The organism is Massilia sp. (genome assembly GCF_046293535.1).
In the GTDB taxonomy this organism is placed as follows: Bacteria; Pseudomonadota; Gammaproteobacteria; order Burkholderiales; family Burkholderiaceae_D; genus Telluria.
The window spans coordinates 94,812-117,273 of sequence record NZ_JBKBOV010000004.1 but is presented as its reverse complement, the minus strand read 5'-3'; the positions used below and the strand labels follow the sequence as shown (position 1 = coordinate 117,273).

Genomic DNA, 22,462 nt, shown 5'->3' with positions numbered 1-22,462 from the left:
GAAGATCGCTTACTGCACGATCGTCTGCGCCTGGCCTTCCTCGCGCGCACGGATCTCGCCGATGCGGTACACGGTCTCGCCGGCCGCCTGCAGTTGCGCCATGGCGGCGTCGGCGTTGTCCTTCGAGACGATCACGGTCATGCCGATGCCGCAGTTGAACACGCGGTGCATCTCCGCATCCGCCACGCCGCCGTGCTGCTGCAGCCATTGGAACAGCGGCGGCATGGTCCAGGACTTGGCGTCGAGGACGGCGGTGAGATCATCGGCCAGCACGCGCGGGATGTTCTCGACCAGGCCGCCGCCGGTGATGTGCACCATGCCCTTCACTTCCATCGATTGCATCAGGGCGAGCAGCGGCTTGACGTAGACGCGGGTCGGGGCCATCAGCACGTCGGCCAGCTTGCGGCCGTGGAAGTCGGCTTCCAGGTCCGGCTTGGCGACCGAGATGATCTTGCGCACCAGCGAGTAGCCGTTGGAGTGGATGCCCGACGAGGCCAGGCCCAGCACCACGTCGCCCGGGACGATCTTGCTGCCGTCGATGAGCTGCGATTTTTCCACCGCGCCGACGGCGAAGCCGGCCAGGTCGTATTCGCCGTCCGGGTACATGCCCGGCATCTCCGCGGTCTCGCCGCCCAGCAGGGCGCAGCCGGACTGTTCGCAGCCCTGGGCGATGCCCTTGACCACGGCGGTGGCGGTCGGCACGTCCAGCTTGCCGCAGGCGAAGTAGTCGAGGAAGAACAGCGGCTCGGCGCCCTGCACCAGGATGTCGTTGACGCTCATCGCGACCAGGTCGATGCCGACCGTGTCGTGGCGATTCAGCTCGAAAGCGAGCTTGAGCTTGGTGCCGACACCGTCGGTACCCGACACCAGCACCGGTTCCTTGTACTTCTTGCTGATCTCGAACAGCCCGCCGAAACCGCCGATGCCGCCGAGGACACCTTCGCGCATGGTGCGCTTGGCAAAGGGCTTGATCGCTTCGACCAGGGCGTCGCCCGCGTCGATGTCGACGCCGGCGTCGCGGTAGGAGAGGGAAACATTAGATGGTTGGCTCATGGTATTTGGCAGCGGAGGCGGTAAAATAGAAGGCGGCGACCCAAACCTGGTCAATCCGCTATTTTAGCAAAACAGCCTCTATCGAACTTCCGTTTCTACCTGGCTTAACAGAATAACAATATCGGCATGCCCTTTTTCCTGATCCCGGAGCCTACACAATCCGCGTTCCGACTGGCGCTCCGGCTGGCGGTGCAGCGATGAAGTCCAGCACAGGACCGACACCATGAAACAGCTGGTGCTCGATTTAGGCGCCGAACCGGCGCACAGCCTCGACACCTTCCAGGTGGGCGAGAATGCCGAACTGGCGCACCTGATGCACCAGTTCGCGCAGCGTGCTTCGCGCGAGCATTTCGCCTACCTGTGGGGCGACACCGGCGCCGGCAAGACCCACCTGCTGCAGGCGCTGGCCGCCAGCCCGGCCTCGCGCTACATCCCCTTCGATGCCCCGGAAGACCAGTTCGTGCACAGCCCGGACGTCAGCCTGTATCTGCTGGACGACTGCGACCGCCTGTCGCCGCAGCGCCAGATCGACGCTTTTGCCCTGTTCAACCAGATCCGCGAGCACGGCGCCTACATGGTGAGCACCGGTCCGGTGCCGCCGGCGGTGCTGGGAGTGCGCGAAGACCTGCGCACGCGCATGGGCTGGGGCCTGATCTACCAGATCAAGGGCCTGTCGGACGACGAGAAGATCGCGGCGCTGACCCAGGCGGCCGAAGCGCGCGGTTTGACGCTGTCGGCCAGCGTGTTACCCTATTTATTGTCTCACTTCAAGCGCGACATGCGGTCGCTGGCGACGATGCTGGACGCCCTCGACCAGTATTCGCTCGAGACCCAGCGTCCCGTCACCCTGCCGCTGCTGCGTGATTTGTTGCTGCAAGAAAACCAGCAGTCGGAAACCAAAGAATGAAAAACCTTGCGCTGTTCGATCTCGACCACACCCTGATTCCGATCGATTCGGATTACGAATGGGGCGAGTTCCTGATCCGCATTGGCGCGGTGGACGAAGCCGCCTTCCGCCGCCGCAACGACGAATTTTTTGCCCAGTACAATGCCGGCGTGCTCGACCCGGTGGAATACCTCGAGTTCGCCCTCGGCACCCTGGCGCGTTTCCCGCGCGCCGAACTGGACGCCCTGCTCGCCCGCTACATGGCGGAAGTGATCGATCCGGCGATCAAGCCGCAGGCCCTGGCGCTGGTGCGCGAGCACCAGCAGGCCGGCGACCTGGTGGCCATCATCACGGCCACCAACCACTACATCACGGCGCCGATCGCCGCACGCTTCGGCGTCGAGCACCATATCGGCGCCATGCCGGAGTACGACGCCGCGGGCAATCTCACCGGCAGGCTGCTCGGCACGCCGACCTCGGGTCCCGGCAAGATCACCCACATGCACGCCTGGCTGGAGCGCCTGGGTGCGCGCTTCGAGGACTTCGAGCGCTGCCACTTCTACAGCGACTCGCACAACGACCTGCCGCTGCTGTCGATCGTCAGCCACCCGGTCGCCACCAACCCGAGCGCGAAGCTCGCCGCCCACGCGCAATCGCAGGGTTGGCCAACTATCCATCTCTTCAATGATTAAGAAATTCATCCGCAAGATCCTGGGCGTCAAGGACGACGGCCGCGACCCGACCCAGGCAGTCATCCTGGGTCCTGAAGAGCACAAGATCGACCCGCGCAACGTCTCGCGCAACGCGGTCACGGTCACCCAGACCCTGCAGGAAGCCGGCTTCAAGGCCTTCGTCGTCGGCGGCGCCGTGCGCGACCTGCTGCTGGGCGTCAAGCCCAAGGACTTCGACATCGCCACCGACGCCACGCCCGAGCAGGTCAAGCGCCTGTTCCGGCGCGCTTTCATCATCGGGCGCCGCTTCCAGATCGTGCACGTGATGTTCGGCCAGGACCTGCTGGAAGTGACCACCTTCCGCGGCAACGGCAGCGACAATGCCCCGAAGGACGAGCATGGCCGCGTCCTGCGCGACAACAACTTCGGTCCGCAGCACGAGGACGCGGCGCGCCGCGACTTCACCATCAACGCCATGTACTACGACCCGGCCACCCAGACGGTGCTGGACTACCACGGCGGCATCGAGGACATCCGCGCCAAGACCCTGCGCATCATCGGCGTGCCGGAAGCGCGCTACCGCGAGGACCCGGTGCGCATGCTGCGCGTGGTGCGCTTCGCCGCCAAGCTCGGCTTCACCATCGAGCCGACCACGCGCGCGCCGATTCCCGTGATGGCGCCGCTGATCGACAACGTGCCGGCGGCGCGCGTGTTCGACGAGATGCTCAAGCTGCTGCTGTCGGGCCATGCGCTGGCCTGCCTGAAGGAGCTGCGCTCGGCCGGCCTGCACCATGGCCTGCTGCCGCTGCTGGACGTGGTGCTGGAACAGCCGATCGGCATGAAATTCGTGACCCTCGCCCTGGAATCGACCGACGGCCGCGTCAAGGCCGGCAAGGGCGTGTCGCCCGGCTTCCTGTTCGCTTCGTTGCTGTGGCACCAGGTGCTGGAAAAGTGGAACGCCTACCGCGCCGCCGGCGAGGCGCCGATCCCGGCCCTGCACCTGGCGGCCGACGACGTGCTGGGCACCCAGACCGAGAACCTGGCCCTGCAGCGCCGCATCGCCACCGACATGCGCGACATCTGGGCCATGCAGCCGCGCTTCGAGCGCCGCACCGGCAAGGCGCCCTTCAAGCTGCTCGAGCACCCGCGCTTCCGCGCCGGCTACGACTTCCTGCTGCTGCGCTGCGAGTCGGGCGAACTGCCGGGCGAGATCGGCGAATGGTGGACCGCGTTCTACGCGGCCGAAGGCGGCGAGCGTGAAGCCCTGCTGGCGACCGCCAACCAGCGCGAACGCGGCGAAGGCCGCGGCGAGGGCCAGAAGCGCAAGCGTCCGCCGCGCCGCGGGCCGCGCCGCCGCAACGACGGCGAGGCAGGACAGGCGCAAGCCACGCAGGGCGGCGGCGAGGAATGATCGCTTACGTCGGCATCGGCGCCAACCTGGGCGACGCCCAGGCCAGCGTGCTGGACGCGCTGCGCCGCCTGGCCCTGCTGGACGGCACCGCCGTCATCGAGACCTCCGGCCTGTACCGCACCGCGCCGGTCGACTCCAGCGGCCCCGACTACATCAATGCGGTCGCCTGCATCGACACCACGTTCGATCCCTACCAACTGCTGGCGGTGCTGCAGGAGATCGAGCAGGCGCACGGCCGCGAGCGCCCCTACCGCAACGCGCCGCGCACGCTCGACCTCGACCTGCTGCTCTACGGCGAACAGCACATCGCCACCGAATCGCTCACGGTGCCGCACCCGCGCATGCATGAACGCGGCTTCGTGCTGGCGCCGCTGGCCGAGATCGCCCCCGATCTCGTGATTCCCGGCGTCGGTCCCATCCGCGACTACCTGCCGCTGGTGGCCAGCCAGGCGGTCGACAAGATAGGATGAACATGGGGCTCCCCGTCTGGTTCCAGACCGCCGGCCTCCTGGTGCTGTCGAACATCTTCATGACCTTCGCGTGGTACGGCCACCTGAAGAGCCTCAACAACCGCGCCTGGTACGTCGCGGCCCTCGTCAGCTGGGGCATCGCCCTGTTCGAATACCTGCTGCAGGTGCCGGCCAACCGCATCGGCCATACGCAATTCAGCCTGGCCCAGCTCAAGATCATGCAGGAGGCGATCACGCTCAGCGTGTTCGTGCCCTTCGCCATGCTCTACATGAACGAGCCGTTCAAGCTCGATTACGTGTGGGCGGCGCTGTGCCTGGTGGGCGCCGTGTACTTCATCTTTCGCGGCTAGCACTGCAGGTTTGCGTCCGCCGCATTACACTACGCATTTCCGAACGACCGTATTACAAGGATTTCCATGAGCGCTTACCTGCAAGGTCAGGAACCGTCTGCCAACGATGCCCCGAAACCCGTCCGCAAGGCCGTGACCGCGCCCGCGCTGCTGGCCATGCGCGCGGCCGGCGACAAGATCGCGATGCTTACCGCCTACGACGCCAGCTTCGCCTCGCTGATGGACCGCTGCGGCGTGGACGTGCTCCTGATCGGCGACTCGCTGGGCATGGTGTGCGCCGGCTACGACTCGACCCTGCCGGTGACGGTGCAGGATGTGGCCTACCACACGGCCTCGGTCGCGCGCGGCAACAAGCTGGCCCTGGTGCTGGCCGACATGCCCTTCGGCAGCTACACGACCCCGGTGGAGGCCTACAACAACGCCGTCACCTTGATGCGCGCCGGCGCCCAGATGGTCAAGATCGAAGGCGGCGCATGGCTGGCCGAGACCGTGCGCTTCCTCGTCGAGCGCGGCATTCCGGTGTGCGCCCACATCGGCCTGACCCCGCAGTTCGTGCACGCCTTCGGCGGCTTCAAGGTGCAGGGCAAGACCGACGCCGCGGCCGAGCAGCTCAAGGCCGACGGCCTGGCGCTGCAGGCGGCCGGCGCCTCGCTGGTGGTGCTGGAAGCGATTCCCGCCGCGCTGGGCAAGGAAGTCACCGAACTGCTGGCGATTCCGACCATCGGCATTGGCGCCGGCCCGGATTGCTCCGGCCAGGTGCTGGTGATGCACGACCTGCTGGGCGTCTTCCCCGGCCGCAAGGCGCGCTTCGTGCGCAACTTCATGGAAGGCCAGACCAGCATCGACGCTGCCGTGAGCAGCTATGTGGCGGCGGTCAAGGACGGCAGCTTCCCGGCGCCGGAACACTGTTTCTGAGGGGCGCACATGGACGGGCTGACGAAGACACCTACCACCCGTCTGTTCCTGGCCCTGTGGCCTGATCCGGGCGTGCGCCGTCTCCTGAGCGAACGGCGCGACGCCTGGGCCTGGCCGGCAGGCGCCGCTCCGGTCCAGGCCGACAAGCTGCACGTCACCCTGCACTTCCTCGGCGGCCTGCCGAGCGATCGATTACCCCAACTGCTGGACGGCCTTGCCGTCCCGTTCGAACCGTTCGGCCTCGAGCTCACGCGCGCCGCGCTGTGGCCTCACGGGATCGCCGTGCTCGAACCCGGTCTCACGCCACCCGGCCTCGCGGCCCTGCACGCTCGCCTGTCGGAGGCGCTGACGGCCCTCGGCCTGCAGCCGGAAGCGCGCCGCTACCGCCCGCACGTGACGATGGCGCGCCGCGCCGGCGGCGCCACCGTGCCCGCGGACGGTCCGCCGCTTCCATGGGACGTGCGCGGCTATGTGCTGGTGGAGTCGAAGAACGGCGTCTACACGGTATTGCGCGAATACGCCTGACATACGCCTGACATACGCCTGACGGTCGATCGGGCAGGTAGCGCAGCCCGATCGCGGATCCCTACGCGGACAAGCCTTTTTGCAGCAGCTCTGCGACCAGCTCGTTCAGCTCGACGCCGCGTTCCTTGCTCAGCGCTTGCAGCTGCTTTACCAGGTCGCCGTTGAGCTTGACGGCGAAGGGCACCAGTCCGAGCGCGCGCTCACGCTCGCGCTGCTCGCGCCGGTCGGGCACGGCGTTCCTGGCGGCGCCGCCGAAGGCCGCGTTCTGCGTGCCCATCTGGTTCTTGAGTTTTTCGGCTTCCCGCTTTGCCAGGTCAGTGCGTTTCATCGTGTGCTCCTAGGTTGTAGGAGCGGATTGTACCTTGATGACGCCCGCGCTCGCTGCAATGACCAGCCCCGACAGCGACAGCAATCCCAGCGCCACCATGATGCTCGCGTGCGAGGCGATATAGCCCAGCACCGGCGGTGCCAGCAGCAACCCGCCGTAGCCCAGCGTCGCCACCGCCGCCACGCCCGCGCCGGCGCTCATGCCGGGGATGCGCGCGGCCGCGCCGAACAGCAGCGGCACCACGTTGGCCGCGCCGATGCCGATCAGGGCGAAGCCGGCCGCGGTCAGCAGGAAGTGGGTGCTCAGCACCGCCGTGGCCAGGCCCGCGAACATCGCCAGCCCGCCCAGCACCATCACGCGCAGCGCGCCGAAGCGCAGGATCATGCGGTCGCCCGCGAAGCGGCAGGCCGCCATCGCGATCGAGAAGGCGGAAAATCCCAGCGCCGCCTGCGCCGGCGCGGCCCCGGTGCGCTCCTGCATCAAGAGCGCGCTCCAGTCGACCAGCGCGCCCTCCACCGCGAAGCACAGCAGCGCCAGCATGCCCAGGCCCAGCGCCGCGCCGCGCGGCAGCTGGAAGTGGCTGCCCGCCTCGTGGGTCGGCGCAAAGGCCATCACGCGCGGCGCCGCCAAGGCCAGTACGATCGCCGTCGCGATGGCCATCGCCAGGGCGCCCCGGCCGTCGCCCCAGCCCTGGCCGATGATCAGGCCGCCCAGCGCCGCGCCGATCAGGCCGCCGAGGCTGTAGAAACCGTGGATCGACGACAGGGTCGGAATGCCGCGCGCGGCCTCGACCTCGCTGGCGTTGGCGTTCATCGCCACGTCCAGCGCGCCGTTGCTGACGCCGAAGGCGAATGCCGCCAGGAACAGCAGGCGCAGGTCGCTCACGCCCATGAGCACGGCCAGCAGCGCGGCAAAGGCAAAGCCCGACAACAAGGTCATGCGGCGCGTGCCCCAGCGCGCGGTGAAGCCGCCCATCAGCGGCATGGCCAGCAGGGCCCCGGCCGCGATGGTCAGGAGGACCATGGAAAGCGTCGCCAGGTCGATCCCGGCACGCGCCTGCACGGTCGGCACGTGGGCGGCCCACAGGCCGATGCCGGCGCCGTTGAGCAGGAAGACGGTCGAGATCGACCAGCGCGCCGCGGACAGCGCGGAAGGATTCGTGTTCATGCGCGGGCTTTCTGGGCAAGCTGGAGATCGAGTCCCGGATGCGCCTGGCGCAGGCGGGCGATGGTGTCGGGCGGGGCGTCGGCTTCGAGCACCAGGTGATCGAGTTCGGCCAGCCGGGCAAAGGCGAAGGGCGCGCTGCCGCCCAGGCGTTCGTTCAGGACCGCCGCGGCCCTGCGCGTGCTGCCTGTCACCATGGCGGCCTTGATCGTGGCTTCCTCGGCGTCGGACCCCGCCAGGCCGCGTTCGGGGTCGAGCGCGCAGACCCCGACGATGCACAGGTCGGCGCGCAACTGCCGCAGCTCGGCCAGGGTCCAGGCGCCGAGCACCGCACCGGTGGCGGCGTGGTAGGTCCCGCCCAGCAGCACGATGCGGGTGCGGCGGAAGTCGCCCAGCGCCAGCGCCAGTTGCGGGCTGTTGGTGACGATGGTCGCGGCCTGGCCGTCTTCCAGCAGGCGCGCCAGCGCGAGATTGGTGGAACCGGCGTCGATCAGCACCGTGTCGCCGGGACGGACGATCGCGCGCAGGGTGTGCGCCAGCGCGGCCTTCCTGGCGGGATCGCGTTCGATGCGCTCGCCGAAGCTGGCCTCGCGCGTGCACCGCACCGCGCCGCCGTGCACCCGGCGCAGCAGGCCGGCCGCGTCGAGCTCGCGCAGGTCGCGCCGGATGGTGTCTTCCGAGGTGTCCAGGCGCTGGGCCAGCTCGGCCGCCAGCACCCGTCCTTCCCGCTCGACGGCCTCGATGATCGATTGCCGCCTTTCTTCCGCCAGTTGCATGTTCTCTCCTGTTGAGCTCACCAATTCTACGCGAACATGCAAAAAAACGCATAAAAATGCATAGAAACGCAAGAATACACCGATCTGCGGCGCAATCTTACTCTCATGCATATCACATCTTCCACGCTGAGCCCGTATGCGGCTTGCCCAGAAGTTGCTAAACTTTATCTACTTTGAACCGCCGCCCGTCCCTGCGCCAGAGGCAGCCGGCGTCGCCCATCCGCAGTTCGGTCACCGGATCCTGCAATTCGCGACACGGCAGTTCCGCTGCGGCGGCCCACGCGCGACACTAGGGACATGAAAACACTACTCGCCAAGCTTCCCCAGCTCAGCCTGATGTGGCGGATCTACATCGCCGCCTGGCTGGTGTACGGGATTCTCCTCTCTGCGGCCGACCAGCTGGACAAGCTCGCCGCCGGACAGTTCGACGCCGCCCGCTATGTGCTGACCCTGGCCAGCCTGCTGCCGTCCCCGATCCTGTTGACGCTGGCCTGGCCGCTGACCGGCGCCATGGAGCGCCGGGGCTACCGCCTGCCCAGGGTCATCGGCATCCACGTCGTGGCGGCCTTCGCGTTCTCGATCGTATCGCAAGTGCCATTCTGGATCATGTTCAGCGTCGCCAAGCCGCTCAGCTGGTACGTCTGGCCGCTGCTCTACCACGTGATGACCTACCTGCTCGGGGCCGGCATCTTCCACCTGATCCGCGCCAGCGAGGCGGCGCATCGCCAGGCGCTGGCCATGAAGGACGCGCAGAACCTGCTGATCGCCTCGGAGCTGAGTGCGCTGCGCAACAAGCTCAATCCGCACTTCCTGTTCAACACCCTGCACTCGATCATCGCCCTCACCCAGCGCCACCCGGCCGCCGCCGAGACCGCGCTGTTCCAGTTCTCGGACATGCTGCGCTACGTGCTCGACACCGAGCGCAGCGGCAGCGACCGCGTGACGCTGGCTGCGGAACTCGATTTCGTGCGCGACTACCTGGAACTGGAGCAGCTGCGCCTGGGCGAGCGCCTGCACGTCGAATGGGACCTCGACGAGGATGCGGGCGACCACCTGCTGCCGGCGCTGTCGCTGCAGCCGCTGGTCGAGAACAGCATCAAGCACGCCTTCAACCCGCACAGCCGGCCGGGCATCCTGCAGATCCGCACCCGGCGCGACCCCGCCACCGGGGCGCTGACCATGACGGTGCGCGATACCGGCCCCGGCGCCGACCCGGCGCTGATCGCCACCTCGTCCGGCCTGGGCCTGCGCACCATCGAGCGGCGCCTGCAGCTGGACTACGGCAGCCGCGCCGCCATGCGGGTGCAAAGCGCGCCGGGCGCCGGCTTCGGCGTGTCGGTCACCATCCCCGCAGTCCTTGAAGAAAGCCATGCATGACATGAACATGAAAACCGCCTTCTTTGCCGAAGACGAGCCGCTGGCGCGCGACGTGCTGCGCGACGCCATCTACGCCAATCCCGGACTGCGTCTGGTGGGCGAGGCCGCCAACGGCGCCGAGGCGCTGGAGCGGATCACGCGCCTGCGGCCCGAGGTCGTGTTCATGGACATCCAGATGCCCGAGATGACCGGGCTGGAAGTGCTGCGCCGCCTCGACTACCTGCCGCAGATCGTCTTCACCACCGCCTACGACCAGTACGCCGTGACCGCCTTCGAACTGCACGCGGTCGACTACCTGCTCAAGCCCTTCACCCAGGCGCGCTTCGCGGCGGCGGTGGCGCGCCTGCTCGACGGTCCGGTCCATGCCCGCGACACCCTCGACAGCGCGCTGGCGCAGGCGGCCAGCAGGAACCAGGCCCCGGCGCGGCTGGAACGCATCCTGGTGCGCGACCGCGGCCGCATCTTCCCGCTGGCGGCCGGCGAGATCGAGTACATGAAGGCCGATTCCAAGTACACGGTGATCGCGGCGCGCGGCCAGACCTTCCTGGTGCGCATCGGCATCTCCGAACTCGAAATCCAGCTCGACCCGGCGCGCTTCGTGCGCATCCACCGCTCGGCCCTGGTCAACCTCGATTTCGTGGACTCGATGCGGGCCGACGAACAGTCGCAGCTGCAGATCCACATGCGCGACGGCACGGTGCTGGGGGCCAACCGCGACGCTTCGAAAGTCTTGCGCGACATGGCGATCTGAACGGCGCGCGTGTGGACCACCGATTGCCGGGCGCTGGACTGGTTCTGGATGCCGCGGGCCAGCACGATCGGGGCGACGTTCAGGACCAGCAGGCTGAGGATGGTAGCTGCGGTGACCGGGCCGCGCTACCAAGGAGGCGATCGCTCAGCCGACCTGGATCCAGGTCGTCTTCAGCTCGGTGTACTTGTCGAAGGCATGCAGCGACTTGTCGCGCCCGTTGCCCGACTGCTTGTAGCCGCCGAAGGGCACCGTGATGTCGTCGTTGTCGTACTGGTTGACGTGCACGGTGCCGGCGCGCAGGGCGCGCGAGGTCCGGATCGCCTTGCCCATGTCCGACGTCCATACCGCCGCCGCCAGTCCATAGGGCGTGGCATTCGCCTGCCGCACCGCCTCGTCGAGATCGGTGAACGACAGCACCGACAGCACCGGACCGAAGATTTCCTCGCGCGCGATGCGCATGTCGGGCTCGACGCCGTCGAACAGCGTCGGCGCGATGTACAGGCCGCCGCTGTCCTGGCGCGCCGCATCGCCGCCCGCCAGCAGGCGCGCACCGGCGGCCTTGCCGTCCTCGATATAGCCGAGCACCGTCTTCATCTGGACCGGATCGACGATCGCGCCCATGACGGTGTCCTCGTCCAGCGGGTCGCCCGGCGCGTAGCGCGGCAGCAGCTTCAGCGCTTTTTCCAGGAACGCGTCCTTGATCGAGGCTTCGACGAACAGGCGCGAGGGCGCGTTGCAGCTCTCGCCCTGGTTGAAGTAGATCGACCCGATGGCGCTTTCCACCGCGGCATCGAGGTCGGGACAGTCGGCGCAGACGATGTTGGCCGATTTGCCGCCCAGTTCGGTCCAGGCGCGCTTCAGGTTCGACTGCCCCGCCATCTGCAGGATATGCTTGCCGACCCGGGTCGAGCCGGTGAAGGCGATGCAGTCGACGTCCATGTGCAGGCCGAGCGCGCTGCCGGCTTCATGGCCATACCCGGGCAGGACGTTGAACACCCCGGGCGGCACGCCCGCCTCCAGCGCCAGCTCGGCCAGGCGCAGGCAGCTCAGGGGCGCCTTTTCGGACGGCTTCAGGACCAGGCTGTTGCCGGCGGCTAATGCCGGGCCGATCTTCCAGGCCGCCATCAGCATCGGGTAGTTCCAGGGGATGACCGCCGCTACCACGCCGACCGGCTCGCGCGTGATCAAGGCCAGGCTGTCCGCGCCGGTGGGCGCCACCTGGTCGTAGATCTTGTCGATCGCCTCGCCATACCAGCGGATGCAGTTCTGGGCCAGCTGCACGTCGACACTCAGGCTGTAGCGGATCGGCTTGCCCATGTCGAGGGTTTCCAGCAGGGCCAGCTCGTCGCGCTGCGCCAGCATCAGGTCGGCGAGGCGCACCAGCACCCGCTTGCGCTCGCTCGGCGCCATGCCGGCCCAGCGGCCGTCTTCGAAGGCGGCGCGGGCGCTGCGCACGGCGGCGTCGGCATCCCGGGCGTCGCAGCGCGCGACCTCGGCCAGCTTGCGGCCGTCGATCGGAGACATGCAGTCGAAGCGGGCGCCGGACCGGGCATCGACCCGGAAGCCGTCGATGAAGGCGCGGCCGTCGATACGCAGGGCATGGGTGCGTTGATGCCAGAGGGAAATCGTCATCGCTGTCTCCTTGGGTCGGCTGTCGGGGCAATCTTAACGCGACGCCGCCCACTGTAAAACGCTATCGATACCATAGGAACAATCAACTTTATCAATGTATGCATGAGCAATAGAATTTGTTTTTCCCAGAAACAAGAACGATAGACATTGACTATGAAAGCTTTATACCTCCCTTCGGGACGCCTGGCGGTTTGCAGCCTGACCCTGGCCGCCGGCTTGATGGCCCTGATGAACGGCGCGATGGCGCAACTTACCAAGGACAACGGCGCCCCGGTCGGCGACAACCAGAACAGCCAGACCGCCGGCCCGCATGGCCCGGTGCTGCTGCAGGACGTGCACCTGGTACAGAAACTGCAGCGCTTCGACCGCGAGCGCATTCCCGAGCGCGTCGTACATGCGCGCGGTACCGGCGCCCACGGCAGCTTTACCGCCACCGAGGACCTGGACGAGCTCACCCAGGCCAAGCTGTTCAGCAAGGGCAAGGTCACGCCGGTGTTCGTACGCTTCTCGACCGTTATCGGCGGCAGCGGCTCGCCCGAGACCGCGCGCGATCCGCGCGGCTTCGCCACCAAGTTCTACACCGAGGAAGGCAACTGGGACCTGGTCGGCAACAACCTGCCGATCTTCTTCATCCGCGACGCCATGAAGTTCCCGGACATGATCCACTCGCTCAAGCCCGATCCGGTCACCAATACCGGCGTGCCGCAGCGCGCTTTCGACTTCTTCTCACACATCCCGGAAGCGACGCACATGCTGACCCGCGTGTATTCGAACTGGGGCGTGCCGGCCAGCTACCGCGAAATGAACGGCAGCAGCGTGCATGCCTACAAGTTCGTGAACGCCAAGGGCGACTACACCTATGTGAAATTTGCCTGGAAATCGCGCCAGGGCGAGCGCAACCTGCGCCCGTCCGAGATCGGCGTCGTGCAGGCCAGGACCAGCACCCATGCCACCGCCGACCTGTACGAGTCGATCGCCAAGGGCCGCTTCCCCGCCTGGGACCTGACGATCCAGACGCTCAAGCCGGAAGACCTGGACAAGTTCGACTTCGACCCGCTCGATTCGACCAAGGTCTGGACCGGCGTGCCGGAGCGCAAGGTCGGCACCATGGTGCTGAACCGCGTGCCGGACAACTTCTTCGAATCGACCGAGCAGGTGGCGCTGGCGCCGGGCAACCTGGTGCCGGGCATCGAGCCGTCGGAAGACCGCATGCTGCAAGGCCGCCTGTTCTCGTACAACGATACCCAGATCCACCGCGTGGGCACCAATTACCAGGCGCTGCCGATCAACCGCCCCCTGGTCCCGGTCAGGAACAACCAGCAGGATGGCGCCGGCAGCATCAGCGGCCGCAGCGGCTCGGTGAACTATGAACCGAGCCGCCTGGCGCCGCAGCCGGCCAGCCCGCATGCCCGCGCCAGCGCCCTGCCGCTGCGTGGTACGACCCAGCAGCAAGCCATCGCCAAGACGCTGAACTTCCGCCAGGCGGGCGAGTTCTACCGCTCGCTGGGCAAGCAGGACCAGGATGACCTGATCGTCAATCTGTCGGGCGACCTGAGGCAGGTCAGCAACAAGGACATCCTGCACACCATGCTGTCGCACTTCTGGAAGGCCGATGCCGACTACGGCAAGCGCCTGACGGCGGCGGTCGGCGCCGATGCCGCCACCATTGCCAGGCTGGCCGCCGCGCTGAAGGAATAAGCGGCGCTGCCGGGAACACCTTTCCTCCAAGCCCGCCGCGGACGCGTTCCGCGGCGGGCTTTTTTCATGGCTTCCCGTCCACGCAACATCCGGCGACAAATCCGAGCAAACTTGATCCAGTGGCCGACTTCTGCATTTATAATCGCGGATTTTCCGCCCGATAACTTTCTCCTCCCGGAGCCTCTACCGCATGAATACTACTTTGATCGTTTTCGTCGCGCTTTACCTGCTCGGTACGCTGGGGCTCGGGGTGTGGGCAGGCACGCGGATCAAGAATACCGCCGACTTCGCCGTGGCCGGCCGCAGCCTGCCGCTGATCATGGTGATCACCACCACCTTCGCAACCTGGTTCGGCGCCGAGACCGTCATGGGCGTGCCGGCCAAGTTCGTGCAGGGCGGCCTGAACGCCATCATCGAGGATCCGTTCGGCGCCGGCATGTGCCTGATCCTGGTCGGCCTGTTCTTCGCCAAGAAACTGTACAAGCTGAACCTGCTCACCATCGGCGACTACTACCGCCAGCGCTACGGCAAGGGCATCGAGATCTTCTGCTCGGTGGCGATCATCCTGAGCTACCTGGGCTGGGTGGCGGCGCAGATCACCGCACTGGGCCTGGTGTTCACGGTACTGACGGGCGGCGCCATGTCGCCGGCCATGGGCATGCTGGTCGGCACCCTGGCGGTGCTGGTCTACGTGGTGGTGGGCGGCTTCCTGGCCGTGGCGATCACCGACTTCGTCCAGATGATCGTGCTGGTGATCGGCCTGGCCCTCATCGCCTTCTTCGCGGCCGACCTGGCCGGCGGCGCCGACAAGGTGCTGGCGGTGGCCCAGCAGGCCGACCTGTGGCGCGTGCTGCCGGAGCCCACCTTCACCGAGATCGCCTTCTTCGTGGGCGCGGCCGTCACCATGATGTTCGGCTCGATCCCGCAGCAGGACGTGTTCCAGCGCGTGATGTCGGCCAAGGACGCGCCCACCGCGCGCACCGGCGCCGTGATCGGCGGCGCCAGCTACATCCTGTTCGCCTTCGTGCCGATGTTTATCGTCACCGCGGCCGTGGTAGTGATGGGCAATACGGCGCTGGAACTCGCCCAGAACGACTACCAGCGTCTGCTGCCGACCTTCATCATGACCAAGATGCCGCTGGTGATGCAGATCCTGTTCTTCGGCGCCCTGCTGTCGGCGATCAAGAGCACCTCCTCGGCCACCCTGCTGGCGCCGTCGACCAGTTTCGTCGAGAACATCCTCAAGAACCTGCGTCCGGGCATGAGCGACAAGCAGAACCTGCTGGCGATGCGCGTCACCATCGTGGTCTTCGCGGCCCTGGTGCTGACCTATGCGATCGCGATGGAAGGCACCTCGATCTACGAACTGGTGTCGAGCGCCTACCAGGTGACCCTGGTGGGCGCCTTCGTGCCGCTGGTGATGGGCCTGTACTGGAAGCGCGCGACCACCCAGGGCGCGATCGTGTCGATCGCATCCGGCATCGTGGTGTGGCTGCTGTTCTTCGAAGGCGTGACCACCTGGGGCGAGCACTTCCCGGGCCAGCTGGCCGGGCTGCTGGCGGCCTTCGCGGGCATGTTCGTGGGCTCGCTGGCGCCGCAGTTCGTTCGCAATGGCGGGGAGCCGACCAAGCATATCGTTGGGGCGGGCGCCTGAGCTAACACTGCTCAAGCAACATTGGGTTCCCGCCTGCGCGGGAACGACGGTTTCAACGCTGGTGGACAGGGAAAGCATTCCCTTGGCTCGCACCCTCAGCACGTCGTTCCGGCGTAGGCCGGAACCCAATTTCGCCAGCGCACCTTTAGCTAGTTCATCCAGCCGCGCGAAACCACCTCCTCCAGCGTCAAATCCAGGCAAACCCCGATCCGCTCCACCATCTCGTCGATCTGCGCCCGCGTGATCGACAGCGGCGGCGCCACGATCATGCGGTCGCCCACGGCGCGCATGATCACCCCATTGTCGAACATGTGCTTGCGGCACAGCATCCCCACCGCCTGCTCCGCCGGGAAGGCTTCGCAGTCGTGCACCGTCGCCCCCTTGCGCCGCACCAGGTTCAGGCCCGCCGTCATGCCGCAGGTCTCGGCATGCCCGACCAGCGGGTGCATCGCCAGCGACGCGAAGCGCGACTTCAGGTGCGGGCCGGTTTCCAGCGCCACCCGCTGCACCAGGCCTTCGGTCTCGATGATGCGCAGGTTCTCCAGCGCCGCCGCGCAGGCCGAGGGGTGGCCGGAATAGGTGAAGCCGTGGTTGAAGTCGCCGCCTTTCTCGATCAGGACGTGCGCCACCCGCCCGCCCACCAGCACCCCGCCGAGCGGCACGTAGCCCGAGGTGACGCCCTTGGCAAACGCGATCAGGTCGGGCTGGAAGCCCATCAGTTCGCAGCCGAACCAGGTGCCCAGGCGCCCGAAGCCGCAGATGACTTCGTCCGACACCAGCAGGATGTCGTACTTGGCGCAGATGCGCCCGATTTCGGGCCAGTAGGTCGCGGGCGGGATGATCACGCCGCCCGCGCCCTGCACCGGCTCGCCGATGAAGGCCGCCACCCGCTCCGGACCCGCTTCCAGGATTTTCTCTTCGAGCCAGCCGGCCGCCATCAGCCCGAACGCGGCTTCGCTCATGCCGCGCCCGTGTTCGGCGTAGCTGGGCTGGCCGATGTGCACGATGCCGGGAATCGGCAGCCCGCCCTGCGCATGCATGCCGGCCATGCCGCCCAGCGAGGCTCCGGCCATGGTGCTGCCGTGGTAGGCGTTGCGGCGGCTGATGATGACCTCGCGATCGGGCTCACCAAGCAGCTGCCAGTAGCGCCGCACCATGCGCACGATGGTGTCGTTCGCTTCCGAGCCGCTGCCGGTGAAGAAGACGTGCTGGAACTGCTGGGGCGCGATGCGCGCCAGCAGCGCCGCCAGCTTCACCGCCGGCACGTTGGTGGTGTTGAAGAAGCTGTTATAGAAGGGCAGCTGCAGCATCTGCGCGTGCACCGCGTCGGCGATGCTGGCGCGGCCGTAGCCGGCGTTCACGCACCACAGGCCGGCCATGCCGTCGATGATCTTCCTGCCCTCGGAATCCCACAGGTAGACGTCGTCGGCGCGCACGATCACGCGCGCGCCGCGCTCCCTCAGCGCGGCGTGGTCGGTGAAGGGATGCAGGAAGTGCGCGCTGTCGAGGCGCTGCAGTTCCTGGGTGTCATAGGTCTCGCAGCCGTCCGGTGCGGCGACGCGCACCGACGCGCCCAGCGTGTTGGTGGTCATGATCGGCTCCCATCTTTTCGTGAACCGGGCCAGGCGCCCCCATCAGACGTGCAGCAGCAGGTGCTCGCGCTCCCACGGACTGATGACGCGCATGAATTCCTGGTGCTCGAGGTCCTTCACCGCCGAATACACGTCGATGAAGCGCTCTCCCAGCACGTCGCGCAGGCGGTCTTCGCGGCGCAGCAGGGTGATGGCCTCGGACAAGCCCTGCGGCAGCTCGACCGGCATGTCGTAGGCGCTGACCTCGACCATCCGGCCCGGCTCGACCGCGTCCAGCATGCCCAGGTAGCCGCAGGCCAGGGTGACCGCCAGCGCGAGATAGGGGTTGGCGTCGGCGCCGATCACGCGGTTCTCGATGCGCCGGTCCTGGGCGCCGGACACCGGCACGCGGAAGCCCACCGTGCGGTTGTCCATGCCCCATTGCAGGTTGATCGGCGCGGCCGAATGGCGCACGATGCGGCGGTAGGAGTTCACGTAGGGCGCGATGATGGCCATGGCCGAGGGCATGTAGCGCTGCAGGCCGCCGATGTAGTGGCGGAAGGCCATCGAGGGCGTGCCGTCGGAATTGCTGAAGATGTTGCGGCCGCTCTCGAGGTCGACCACGCTCTGGTGCACGTGCATCGCCGAGCCGGGTTCGTCGGCCATCGGCTTGGCCATGAAGGTGGCGTACATCTCGTGCTTGAGCGCGGCCTCGCGCAGGGTGCGCTTGAAGTAGAAGACCTTGTCGGCCAGGCCGAGCGGGTCGCCGTGCAGGAAGTTGATCTCCATCTGGCCGGCGCCGATCTCGTGGATCAGGGTGTCGACGTCGAGGTTCATCATCTCGCAGTAGTCGTAGATGTCCTCGAACAGCGGGTCGAATTCGTTGACGGCGTCGATGCTGTAGACCTGGCGGCTGGTCTCGGCGCGCCCGCTCCTGCCGACCGGCGAGGACAGCGGCAAATTCGGATCGATGTTCTTGGCCGTGAGGTAGAACTCGAGCTCGGGCGCCACCACCGGCTTCCAGCCGCGCTCGGCGTACAGCTTGAGCACCCGGCGCAGCACGCTGCGCGGCGCGTAGTCGACCAGGCTGCCGTCGGAGAAGTAGCAGTCGTGGATGACCTGGGCGGTAGGGTCGACCGCCCACGGCACCATGGTGATGGTGGTCGGGTCGGCCTTGAGGATCATGTCGCGGTCGGTGGCCGCGATGGCGCGGTTATAGGATTCGTCGCGCTCGGGGGTGTTGCCGGTGACGGTCATGCCCAGCACCACTTCGGGGATGCGCATGCCGCGGTCTTCGGTGAACTTCACGCGGGGGAGGATTTTTCCACGGGCGACGCCGGTCAGGTCGGGGACCAGGCATTCGATTTCGGTGACCCGTTTCGCGTTGAGCCACTCCTCCATGTCGGTGTAAGAAAAATTGTCGCGGATTGCCATGATTGCCTCACTGTCTGGTTCGGATCGAGTGCGCAGGGCCGGCGCGGGCCGGGTGCGCTCGCACATCAGGCAGGAAAGCTATGGGACGGCGTCGCTGGCCAAGGGAAAGGCGGCCTCCGGGGTGTGGCTGCTCATGCGCCGCTCCGTTGTTTCTGCTGCTGGTATTCGCGGCAGGCCTGGCCGAAGGCGCCGAACATCTTCATCGAATACGGGTTGTGCTGGATGCGCCACTCGGGGTGCCACTGCACCGCCAGCGTGAAGCCGGGCGCGGTGGAAACCGAGAAGGCTTCGACCAATCCGTCCTCGGCTACCGCTTCGACCGTCAGGCCGGGGGCGAGTTCGTTGACGCCCTGCCCGTGCAGCGAGTTGACCGGGATCTCCGGCACCCCGAGCATGCGCTCGAGGCAACCGCCCGGCGTGAGCGTGACGTTATGGGCGTCGCCGTACTGCTCGTCCATGCCGAGTTCGGGATTCTCGCGGTGGTCGAACTTGCCGGCCACGCTCTGCACCGCCTGGTGCAGGCTGCCGCCCAGGGCCACGTTCATCTCCTGGAAGCCGCGGCAGATCGCGATGATCGGGATGCCGCGCTTGACCGCCTCGCGGATCAGGGGCAGCGTGGTCTGGTCGCGCGCCGGGTCCTGCGGCAGCGAAGGGTCGAGCACTTCCTCGGAATAGTAGCTGGGGTGGACGTTCGAGGCCGAGCCGGTCAGCATGATGCCGTCGCACAGGGCCAGCATGGTTTCCAGGTCCAGAGCAGCGCCCAGCGAGGGCAGGATCATGGGGGCGCAATCGGCGCCGAGGACGACGGCGTCGACATACTTGTGCTGGGCCGCGTGATAAGGGTGTTCGCCGAAATCACGCGTGCATGCGGGGACGAATACGATGGGGCGCATGGTCTCTACCTTGTCGTGAAGCGCACGAAACCATGATACGAGCATTCCGGTCCGGGCGCGAGTGGCCTATGACTCAGATCAACTGCGCCAGATCAATGCGACGCGGCCGGAGCGTACTCCCTACTGCTGATCTGCCTAGTGTTCATAGCAAAAGCTTAACGGTAACTCGACAAGCATGCCAACACGCTAGGCCGCGGTAGCAAACTGTTACAGCAGCGGTGCACCGTTTCCACGTACATTTGCGTTATGGAAGGAAAGCCGGGTGCGCATCGCGCCCGCGCCCCGTATCTCATGGAGAAAACGATGAAAGCCCTGCTCGCCGCCCTCGCCCTGCTGGCATCGATGCACCACGCCGCCGCCGGCGAAATCTCGCTGTTCACGGATGCGGACTTCCGCGGCCGTCCGCTGACGCTGCGCGGTCCGGTCACCAACCTGGACGGGATCGGATTCAACGACCGCGCCTCGTCGGCCATCGTTCGATCGGGCACCTGGGAGATCTGCGAGCACAAGGATTTCGGCGGCCGCTGCATCGTGCTGGAGCCGGGCGAATACCGGATGTTCGACGGTTTCAACGACCAGGCTTCCTCGCTGCGTGAGCTGGAGCGCGAACGCGGACGCGGCGGATACCGCGACAGGGACCGTCGCTACGACGAGGGCGGCTGGGGACGGCGCGACCCGCGCAACGACGAGCGCCGCGGTCCGCCGGTCGAGCTGTTCGCCGACCGCCATTTCGGCGGCGACGGCATCATGCTGGGAAGCGATGCGCACAGCCTGCGTTCACGCAATTTCAACGACCGCGCGGGTTCGATGATCGTACGCGAAGGCGAATGGCAGGTCTGCGAGCACGACGATTACCGCGGGCGCTGTATCGTCTACGGACCGGGCCGCTATTCGTCCCTGCGCGGCCTGGACGGCATGGTGTCGTCGCTGCGCAGGGTGCGCTGATCCGCGCCGCCGGCTCCGGCGGCAGCTACTTCCTGTCTTCGCGGTACGCGCGCGTGTCGCCGCGCGTCTGTCCGGCCGGGTTCTTCTCGCGGCCGGCAGCATCCTGCGCGTCCGAATCCATCAAGTCAGCCGGGGAGCGAAATATTATTTCATTTATTATCTCCTAATGAAATTTTATTTCTGACATGGTGCGTTGTTAAATTTCCACATGGAAAGTAACTCGTCGTTGCTATGTAGGAATGATCCTACTAAACTCACCAATTGTCACAAGGGCACCTCCAGCCCGTCTCCTACTTTCCCGCACCAGCATAAAAAATGAAGAATCTGAAAATCGGCCAGCGCCTGGCCCTCGGCTTTGGCGCTGTCCTCGCCATTCTCCTTGCCGTCCTCGCCGCAGGCCTCTACAACATGTCCACCATGAACAGCCTGATCGAGAATGTCGTCGAGGGCAATAACGTCCGCCTCGACAAGGCCAACGACATGCGCGATGCGCAGCGCCGCATCTCGTACAACATGCGTGACCTGATCCTGGTGACCGACGACGCCAAGATGGAAGCCGTGGACAAGGCCATCGGGGCTGCCTGGAAAGACTACGACAGCGCTGCGGCCCAGCTGGCGCAGATGGTGACGCGTGCCGAAACGCAGGCGGCGCTGGAGCGCATCGTCGTCGCGCGTGAACGCGCCGCTCCGCTGATCGAGCAAACCAGGGCGCTGGCACGCGCCAACAGCAACGAAGAAAGCCACGCGCTCCTGACCTCGAAGGTGATCCCGGCGGTCACCCTTTGGCAGGAGGAAATGCAGAAAGTCATCGACATTCAGGAGTCGAACAATCGCGACGACCAGGCGACGGGCCAGCGACAGTATGCGCAGGCGCGCCTGTGGCTGATCGCCCTGGGCGTGGCGGCGCTGGTGCTCGCCGCCTTCATCGGCTGGGCCATGTCACGTTCGATCACCCGGCCGATGGCGCGCGCCGTCGAGGTGGCGCGCACGGTCGCCGCCGGCGACTTGAGCAGCCACATCGAGGTCGGCTCGCGCGACGAGACCGGCCAACTGCTCGAGGCGCTGAAGGAAATGAACGCCAGCCTGAGGAACATCGTCGGCCAGGTGCGCAGCGGCACCGAGACCATCGCGACCGCGTCGTCCGAAATCGCGACGGGCAACCTCGACCTGTCCGCGCGCACCGAGCAACAGGCCGGCTCCCTGGAAGAAACGGCGTCGTCGATGGAGGAGCTGACCACCACCGTACGCCAGAATGCCGAGAACGCCCACCAGGCCAACCAGATGGCGCTGACGGCGTCCGAGGTGGCCAGGCGCGGCGGCGCCGTGATCGCCGACGTCGTCGTGACGATGGGCGCGATCAAGGCGTCCGCCGACAAGATCGTCGACATCATCGGCGTCATCGACGGCATCGCCTTCCAGACCAACATCCTGGCCCTGAACGCGGCGGTCGAAGCCGCCCGCGCCGGCGAACAGGGCCGCGGCTTTGCCGTGGTGGCATCGGAAGTGCGCACGCTGGCCCATCGCTCGGCCAACGCGGCCAAGGAGATCAAGGCGCTGATCGATACCTCGGTGGCGAACGTCGGCGAGGGCAGCCGCCAGGTGGCGCAAGCCGGTTCGACGATGGACGAGATCGTGACCAGCGTCCTGCGCGTGACCGACATCATGGGCGACATCACGATGGCCAGCCGCGAGCAGGAGATGGGCATCGGCCAGATCAACCAGGCCGTCAGCGAGATGGATACGGTGACCCAGCAGAACGCGGCCCTGGTGGAAGAAGCCGCGGCGGCCGCGCAATCGCTGCAGGAGCAGTCCGCGCGCCTGGCGGACGTGGTGAGCGTGTTCCGCCTGGACGGCGCGGCGCCTGCGCGCCAGCCGGCGCCGCGCCGCGCGCATGCGCCAGCGCATGCGCTGGCGCTGGCTTGAACGGGACGGAACCGGCGCTGCGTCCCCGACGCGGC

Annotated in this window: 21 protein-coding genes; 13 read left to right on the top strand and 8 right to left on the bottom strand. The window is 66.9% G+C overall.

Features of this window, described 5'->3' with window-relative positions; all coding sequences use genetic code 11:
• Nucleotides 1–9 precede the first annotated feature (9 nt).
• Nucleotides 10–1,053, bottom strand: a complete 1,044-nt coding sequence (gene purM, locus ACK4S9_RS03925; RefSeq protein ID WP_409721719.1) for a phosphoribosylformylglycinamidine cyclo-ligase — start codon at nucleotides 1,051–1,053, stop codon at nucleotides 10–12.
• 223 nt (nucleotides 1,054–1,276) lie between these two features.
• Here purM and hda point away from each other — a divergent pair, with 223 nt between their 5' ends.
• The 7 genes from hda to thpR all read left to right on the top strand — a co-directional run bounded on the left by hda (nucleotide 1,277) and on the right by thpR (nucleotide 6,281).
• The gene (gene hda, locus ACK4S9_RS03920) at nucleotides 1,277–1,960 is read left to right on the top strand and encodes a DnaA regulatory inactivator Hda (RefSeq protein ID WP_409721716.1); all 684 of its coding nucleotides are present in this window, start codon (nucleotides 1,277–1,279) and stop codon (nucleotides 1,958–1,960) included.
• Nucleotides 1,957–2,631: an HAD family hydrolase gene (locus tag ACK4S9_RS03915; protein ID WP_409721714.1), complete on the top strand. Its 675-nt coding sequence runs from the start codon at nucleotides 1,957–1,959 to the stop codon at nucleotides 2,629–2,631. Before hda ends, ACK4S9_RS03915 begins: the two co-directional genes overlap by 4 nt.
• On the top strand, nucleotides 2,624–4,021 hold the full coding sequence (pcnB, locus tag ACK4S9_RS03910) for a polynucleotide adenylyltransferase PcnB (RefSeq protein WP_409721711.1): 1,398 nt from the start codon (nucleotides 2,624–2,626) through the stop codon (nucleotides 4,019–4,021). The genes ACK4S9_RS03915 and pcnB overlap by 8 nt, the downstream gene beginning before the upstream one ends.
• A complete protein-coding gene (gene folK, locus ACK4S9_RS03905) occupies nucleotides 4,018–4,491 on the top strand; it encodes a 2-amino-4-hydroxy-6-hydroxymethyldihydropteridine diphosphokinase (protein WP_409721708.1) in 474 nt (157 codons plus the stop codon). The genes pcnB and folK overlap by 4 nt, the downstream gene beginning before the upstream one ends.
• Nucleotides 4,492–4,493: 2 nt before the next feature.
• Nucleotides 4,494–4,841, top strand: coding sequence for a DMT family protein (locus tag ACK4S9_RS03900; RefSeq protein WP_409721706.1), 348 nt, complete (start codon nucleotides 4,494–4,496; stop codon nucleotides 4,839–4,841).
• Between the two features lie 66 nt (nucleotides 4,842–4,907).
• Entirely contained in the window at nucleotides 4,908–5,756 is an 849-nt protein-coding gene (panB, locus tag ACK4S9_RS03895) for a 3-methyl-2-oxobutanoate hydroxymethyltransferase (protein ID WP_409721703.1), read from the top strand.
• Between the two features lie 9 nt (nucleotides 5,757–5,765).
• Nucleotides 5,766–6,281, top strand: a complete 516-nt coding sequence (thpR, locus tag ACK4S9_RS03890) for an RNA 2',3'-cyclic phosphodiesterase (protein ID WP_409721700.1) — start codon at nucleotides 5,766–5,768, stop codon at nucleotides 6,279–6,281.
• Nucleotides 6,282–6,342: 61 nt separating this feature from the next.
• Here thpR and ACK4S9_RS03885 read toward each other — a convergent pair whose 3' ends face one another.
• From ACK4S9_RS03885 to ACK4S9_RS03875, 3 genes are read right to left on the bottom strand one after another with little or no spacing between them, the layout of a single operon-like run.
• Entirely contained in the window at nucleotides 6,343–6,609 is a 267-nt protein-coding gene (locus tag ACK4S9_RS03885) for a hypothetical protein (protein ID WP_409721697.1), read from the bottom strand.
• A gap of 9 nt (nucleotides 6,610–6,618) precedes the next feature.
• Nucleotides 6,619–7,776, bottom strand: coding sequence for an MFS transporter (locus tag ACK4S9_RS03880; RefSeq protein WP_409721695.1), 1,158 nt, complete (start codon nucleotides 7,774–7,776; stop codon nucleotides 6,619–6,621).
• Nucleotides 7,773–8,549, bottom strand: a complete 777-nt coding sequence (locus ACK4S9_RS03875; RefSeq protein WP_409721692.1) for a DeoR/GlpR family DNA-binding transcription regulator — start codon at nucleotides 8,547–8,549, stop codon at nucleotides 7,773–7,775. Before ACK4S9_RS03875 ends, ACK4S9_RS03880 begins: the two co-directional genes overlap by 4 nt.
• A 297-nt stretch (nucleotides 8,550–8,846) precedes the next feature.
• On the opposite strand from ACK4S9_RS03875, the gene ACK4S9_RS03870 reads away from it, so the two are divergent.
• Nucleotides 8,847–9,926: a sensor histidine kinase gene (locus tag ACK4S9_RS03870; protein WP_409721689.1), complete on the top strand. Its 1,080-nt coding sequence runs from the start codon at nucleotides 8,847–8,849 to the stop codon at nucleotides 9,924–9,926.
• Nucleotides 9,919–10,677 carry a LytR/AlgR family response regulator transcription factor gene (locus ACK4S9_RS03865; protein WP_409721686.1) on the top strand — a complete coding sequence of 253 codons (759 nt, stop codon included), beginning with the start codon at nucleotides 9,919–9,921 and terminating at the stop codon, nucleotides 10,675–10,677. Before ACK4S9_RS03870 ends, ACK4S9_RS03865 begins: the two co-directional genes overlap by 8 nt.
• Nucleotides 10,678–10,821: 144 nt before the next feature.
• Here the strand turns inward: ACK4S9_RS03865 and ACK4S9_RS03860 are convergent, their stop codons facing one another.
• Nucleotides 10,822–12,309, bottom strand: a complete 1,488-nt coding sequence (locus ACK4S9_RS03860) for an aldehyde dehydrogenase (protein ID WP_409721683.1) — start codon at nucleotides 12,307–12,309, stop codon at nucleotides 10,822–10,824.
• 153 nt (nucleotides 12,310–12,462) lie between these two features.
• On the opposite strand from ACK4S9_RS03860, the gene ACK4S9_RS03855 reads away from it, so the two are divergent.
• Together ACK4S9_RS03855 and ACK4S9_RS03850 are read left to right on the top strand one after the other, a co-directional pair.
• Nucleotides 12,463–14,007 (top strand): catalase, encoded by a 1,545-nt coding sequence (locus tag ACK4S9_RS03855; protein WP_409721680.1) that lies wholly within the window; start codon nucleotides 12,463–12,465, stop codon nucleotides 14,005–14,007.
• Nucleotides 14,008–14,197: 190 nt separating this feature from the next.
• Nucleotides 14,198–15,661 carry a sodium:solute symporter family protein gene (locus ACK4S9_RS03850; RefSeq protein ID WP_409721678.1) on the top strand — a complete coding sequence of 488 codons (1,464 nt, stop codon included), beginning with the start codon at nucleotides 14,198–14,200 and terminating at the stop codon, nucleotides 15,659–15,661.
• 149 nt (nucleotides 15,662–15,810) lie between these two features.
• Here the strand turns inward: ACK4S9_RS03850 and ACK4S9_RS03845 are convergent, their stop codons facing one another.
• From ACK4S9_RS03845 to ACK4S9_RS03835, 3 genes are all read right to left on the bottom strand, one after another.
• The gene (locus ACK4S9_RS03845) at nucleotides 15,811–17,253 is read right to left on the bottom strand and encodes an aspartate aminotransferase family protein (protein ID WP_409721675.1); all 1,443 of its coding nucleotides are present in this window, start codon (nucleotides 17,251–17,253) and stop codon (nucleotides 15,811–15,813) included.
• A gap of 42 nt (nucleotides 17,254–17,295) precedes the next feature.
• Nucleotides 17,296–18,666: a glutamine synthetase family protein gene (locus ACK4S9_RS03840; protein WP_409721673.1), complete on the bottom strand. Its 1,371-nt coding sequence runs from the start codon at nucleotides 18,664–18,666 to the stop codon at nucleotides 17,296–17,298.
• A 131-nt stretch (nucleotides 18,667–18,797) separates the two neighbouring features.
• A complete protein-coding gene (locus ACK4S9_RS03835) occupies nucleotides 18,798–19,559 on the bottom strand; it encodes a gamma-glutamyl-gamma-aminobutyrate hydrolase family protein (RefSeq protein WP_409721670.1) in 762 nt (253 codons plus the stop codon).
• A 303-nt stretch (nucleotides 19,560–19,862) separates the two neighbouring features.
• Here ACK4S9_RS03835 and ACK4S9_RS03830 point away from each other — a divergent pair, with 303 nt between their 5' ends.
• Together ACK4S9_RS03830 and ACK4S9_RS03825 are read left to right on the top strand one after the other, a co-directional pair.
• On the top strand, nucleotides 19,863–20,504 hold the full coding sequence (locus ACK4S9_RS03830) for a beta/gamma crystallin-related protein (protein WP_409721668.1): 642 nt from the start codon (nucleotides 19,863–19,865) through the stop codon (nucleotides 20,502–20,504).
• Nucleotides 20,505–20,819: 315 nt separating this feature from the next.
• Nucleotides 20,820–22,427 carry a methyl-accepting chemotaxis protein gene (locus ACK4S9_RS03825; protein WP_409721666.1) on the top strand — a complete coding sequence of 536 codons (1,608 nt, stop codon included), beginning with the start codon at nucleotides 20,820–20,822 and terminating at the stop codon, nucleotides 22,425–22,427.
• The last annotated feature ends 35 nt before the right edge of the window (nucleotides 22,428–22,462 follow it).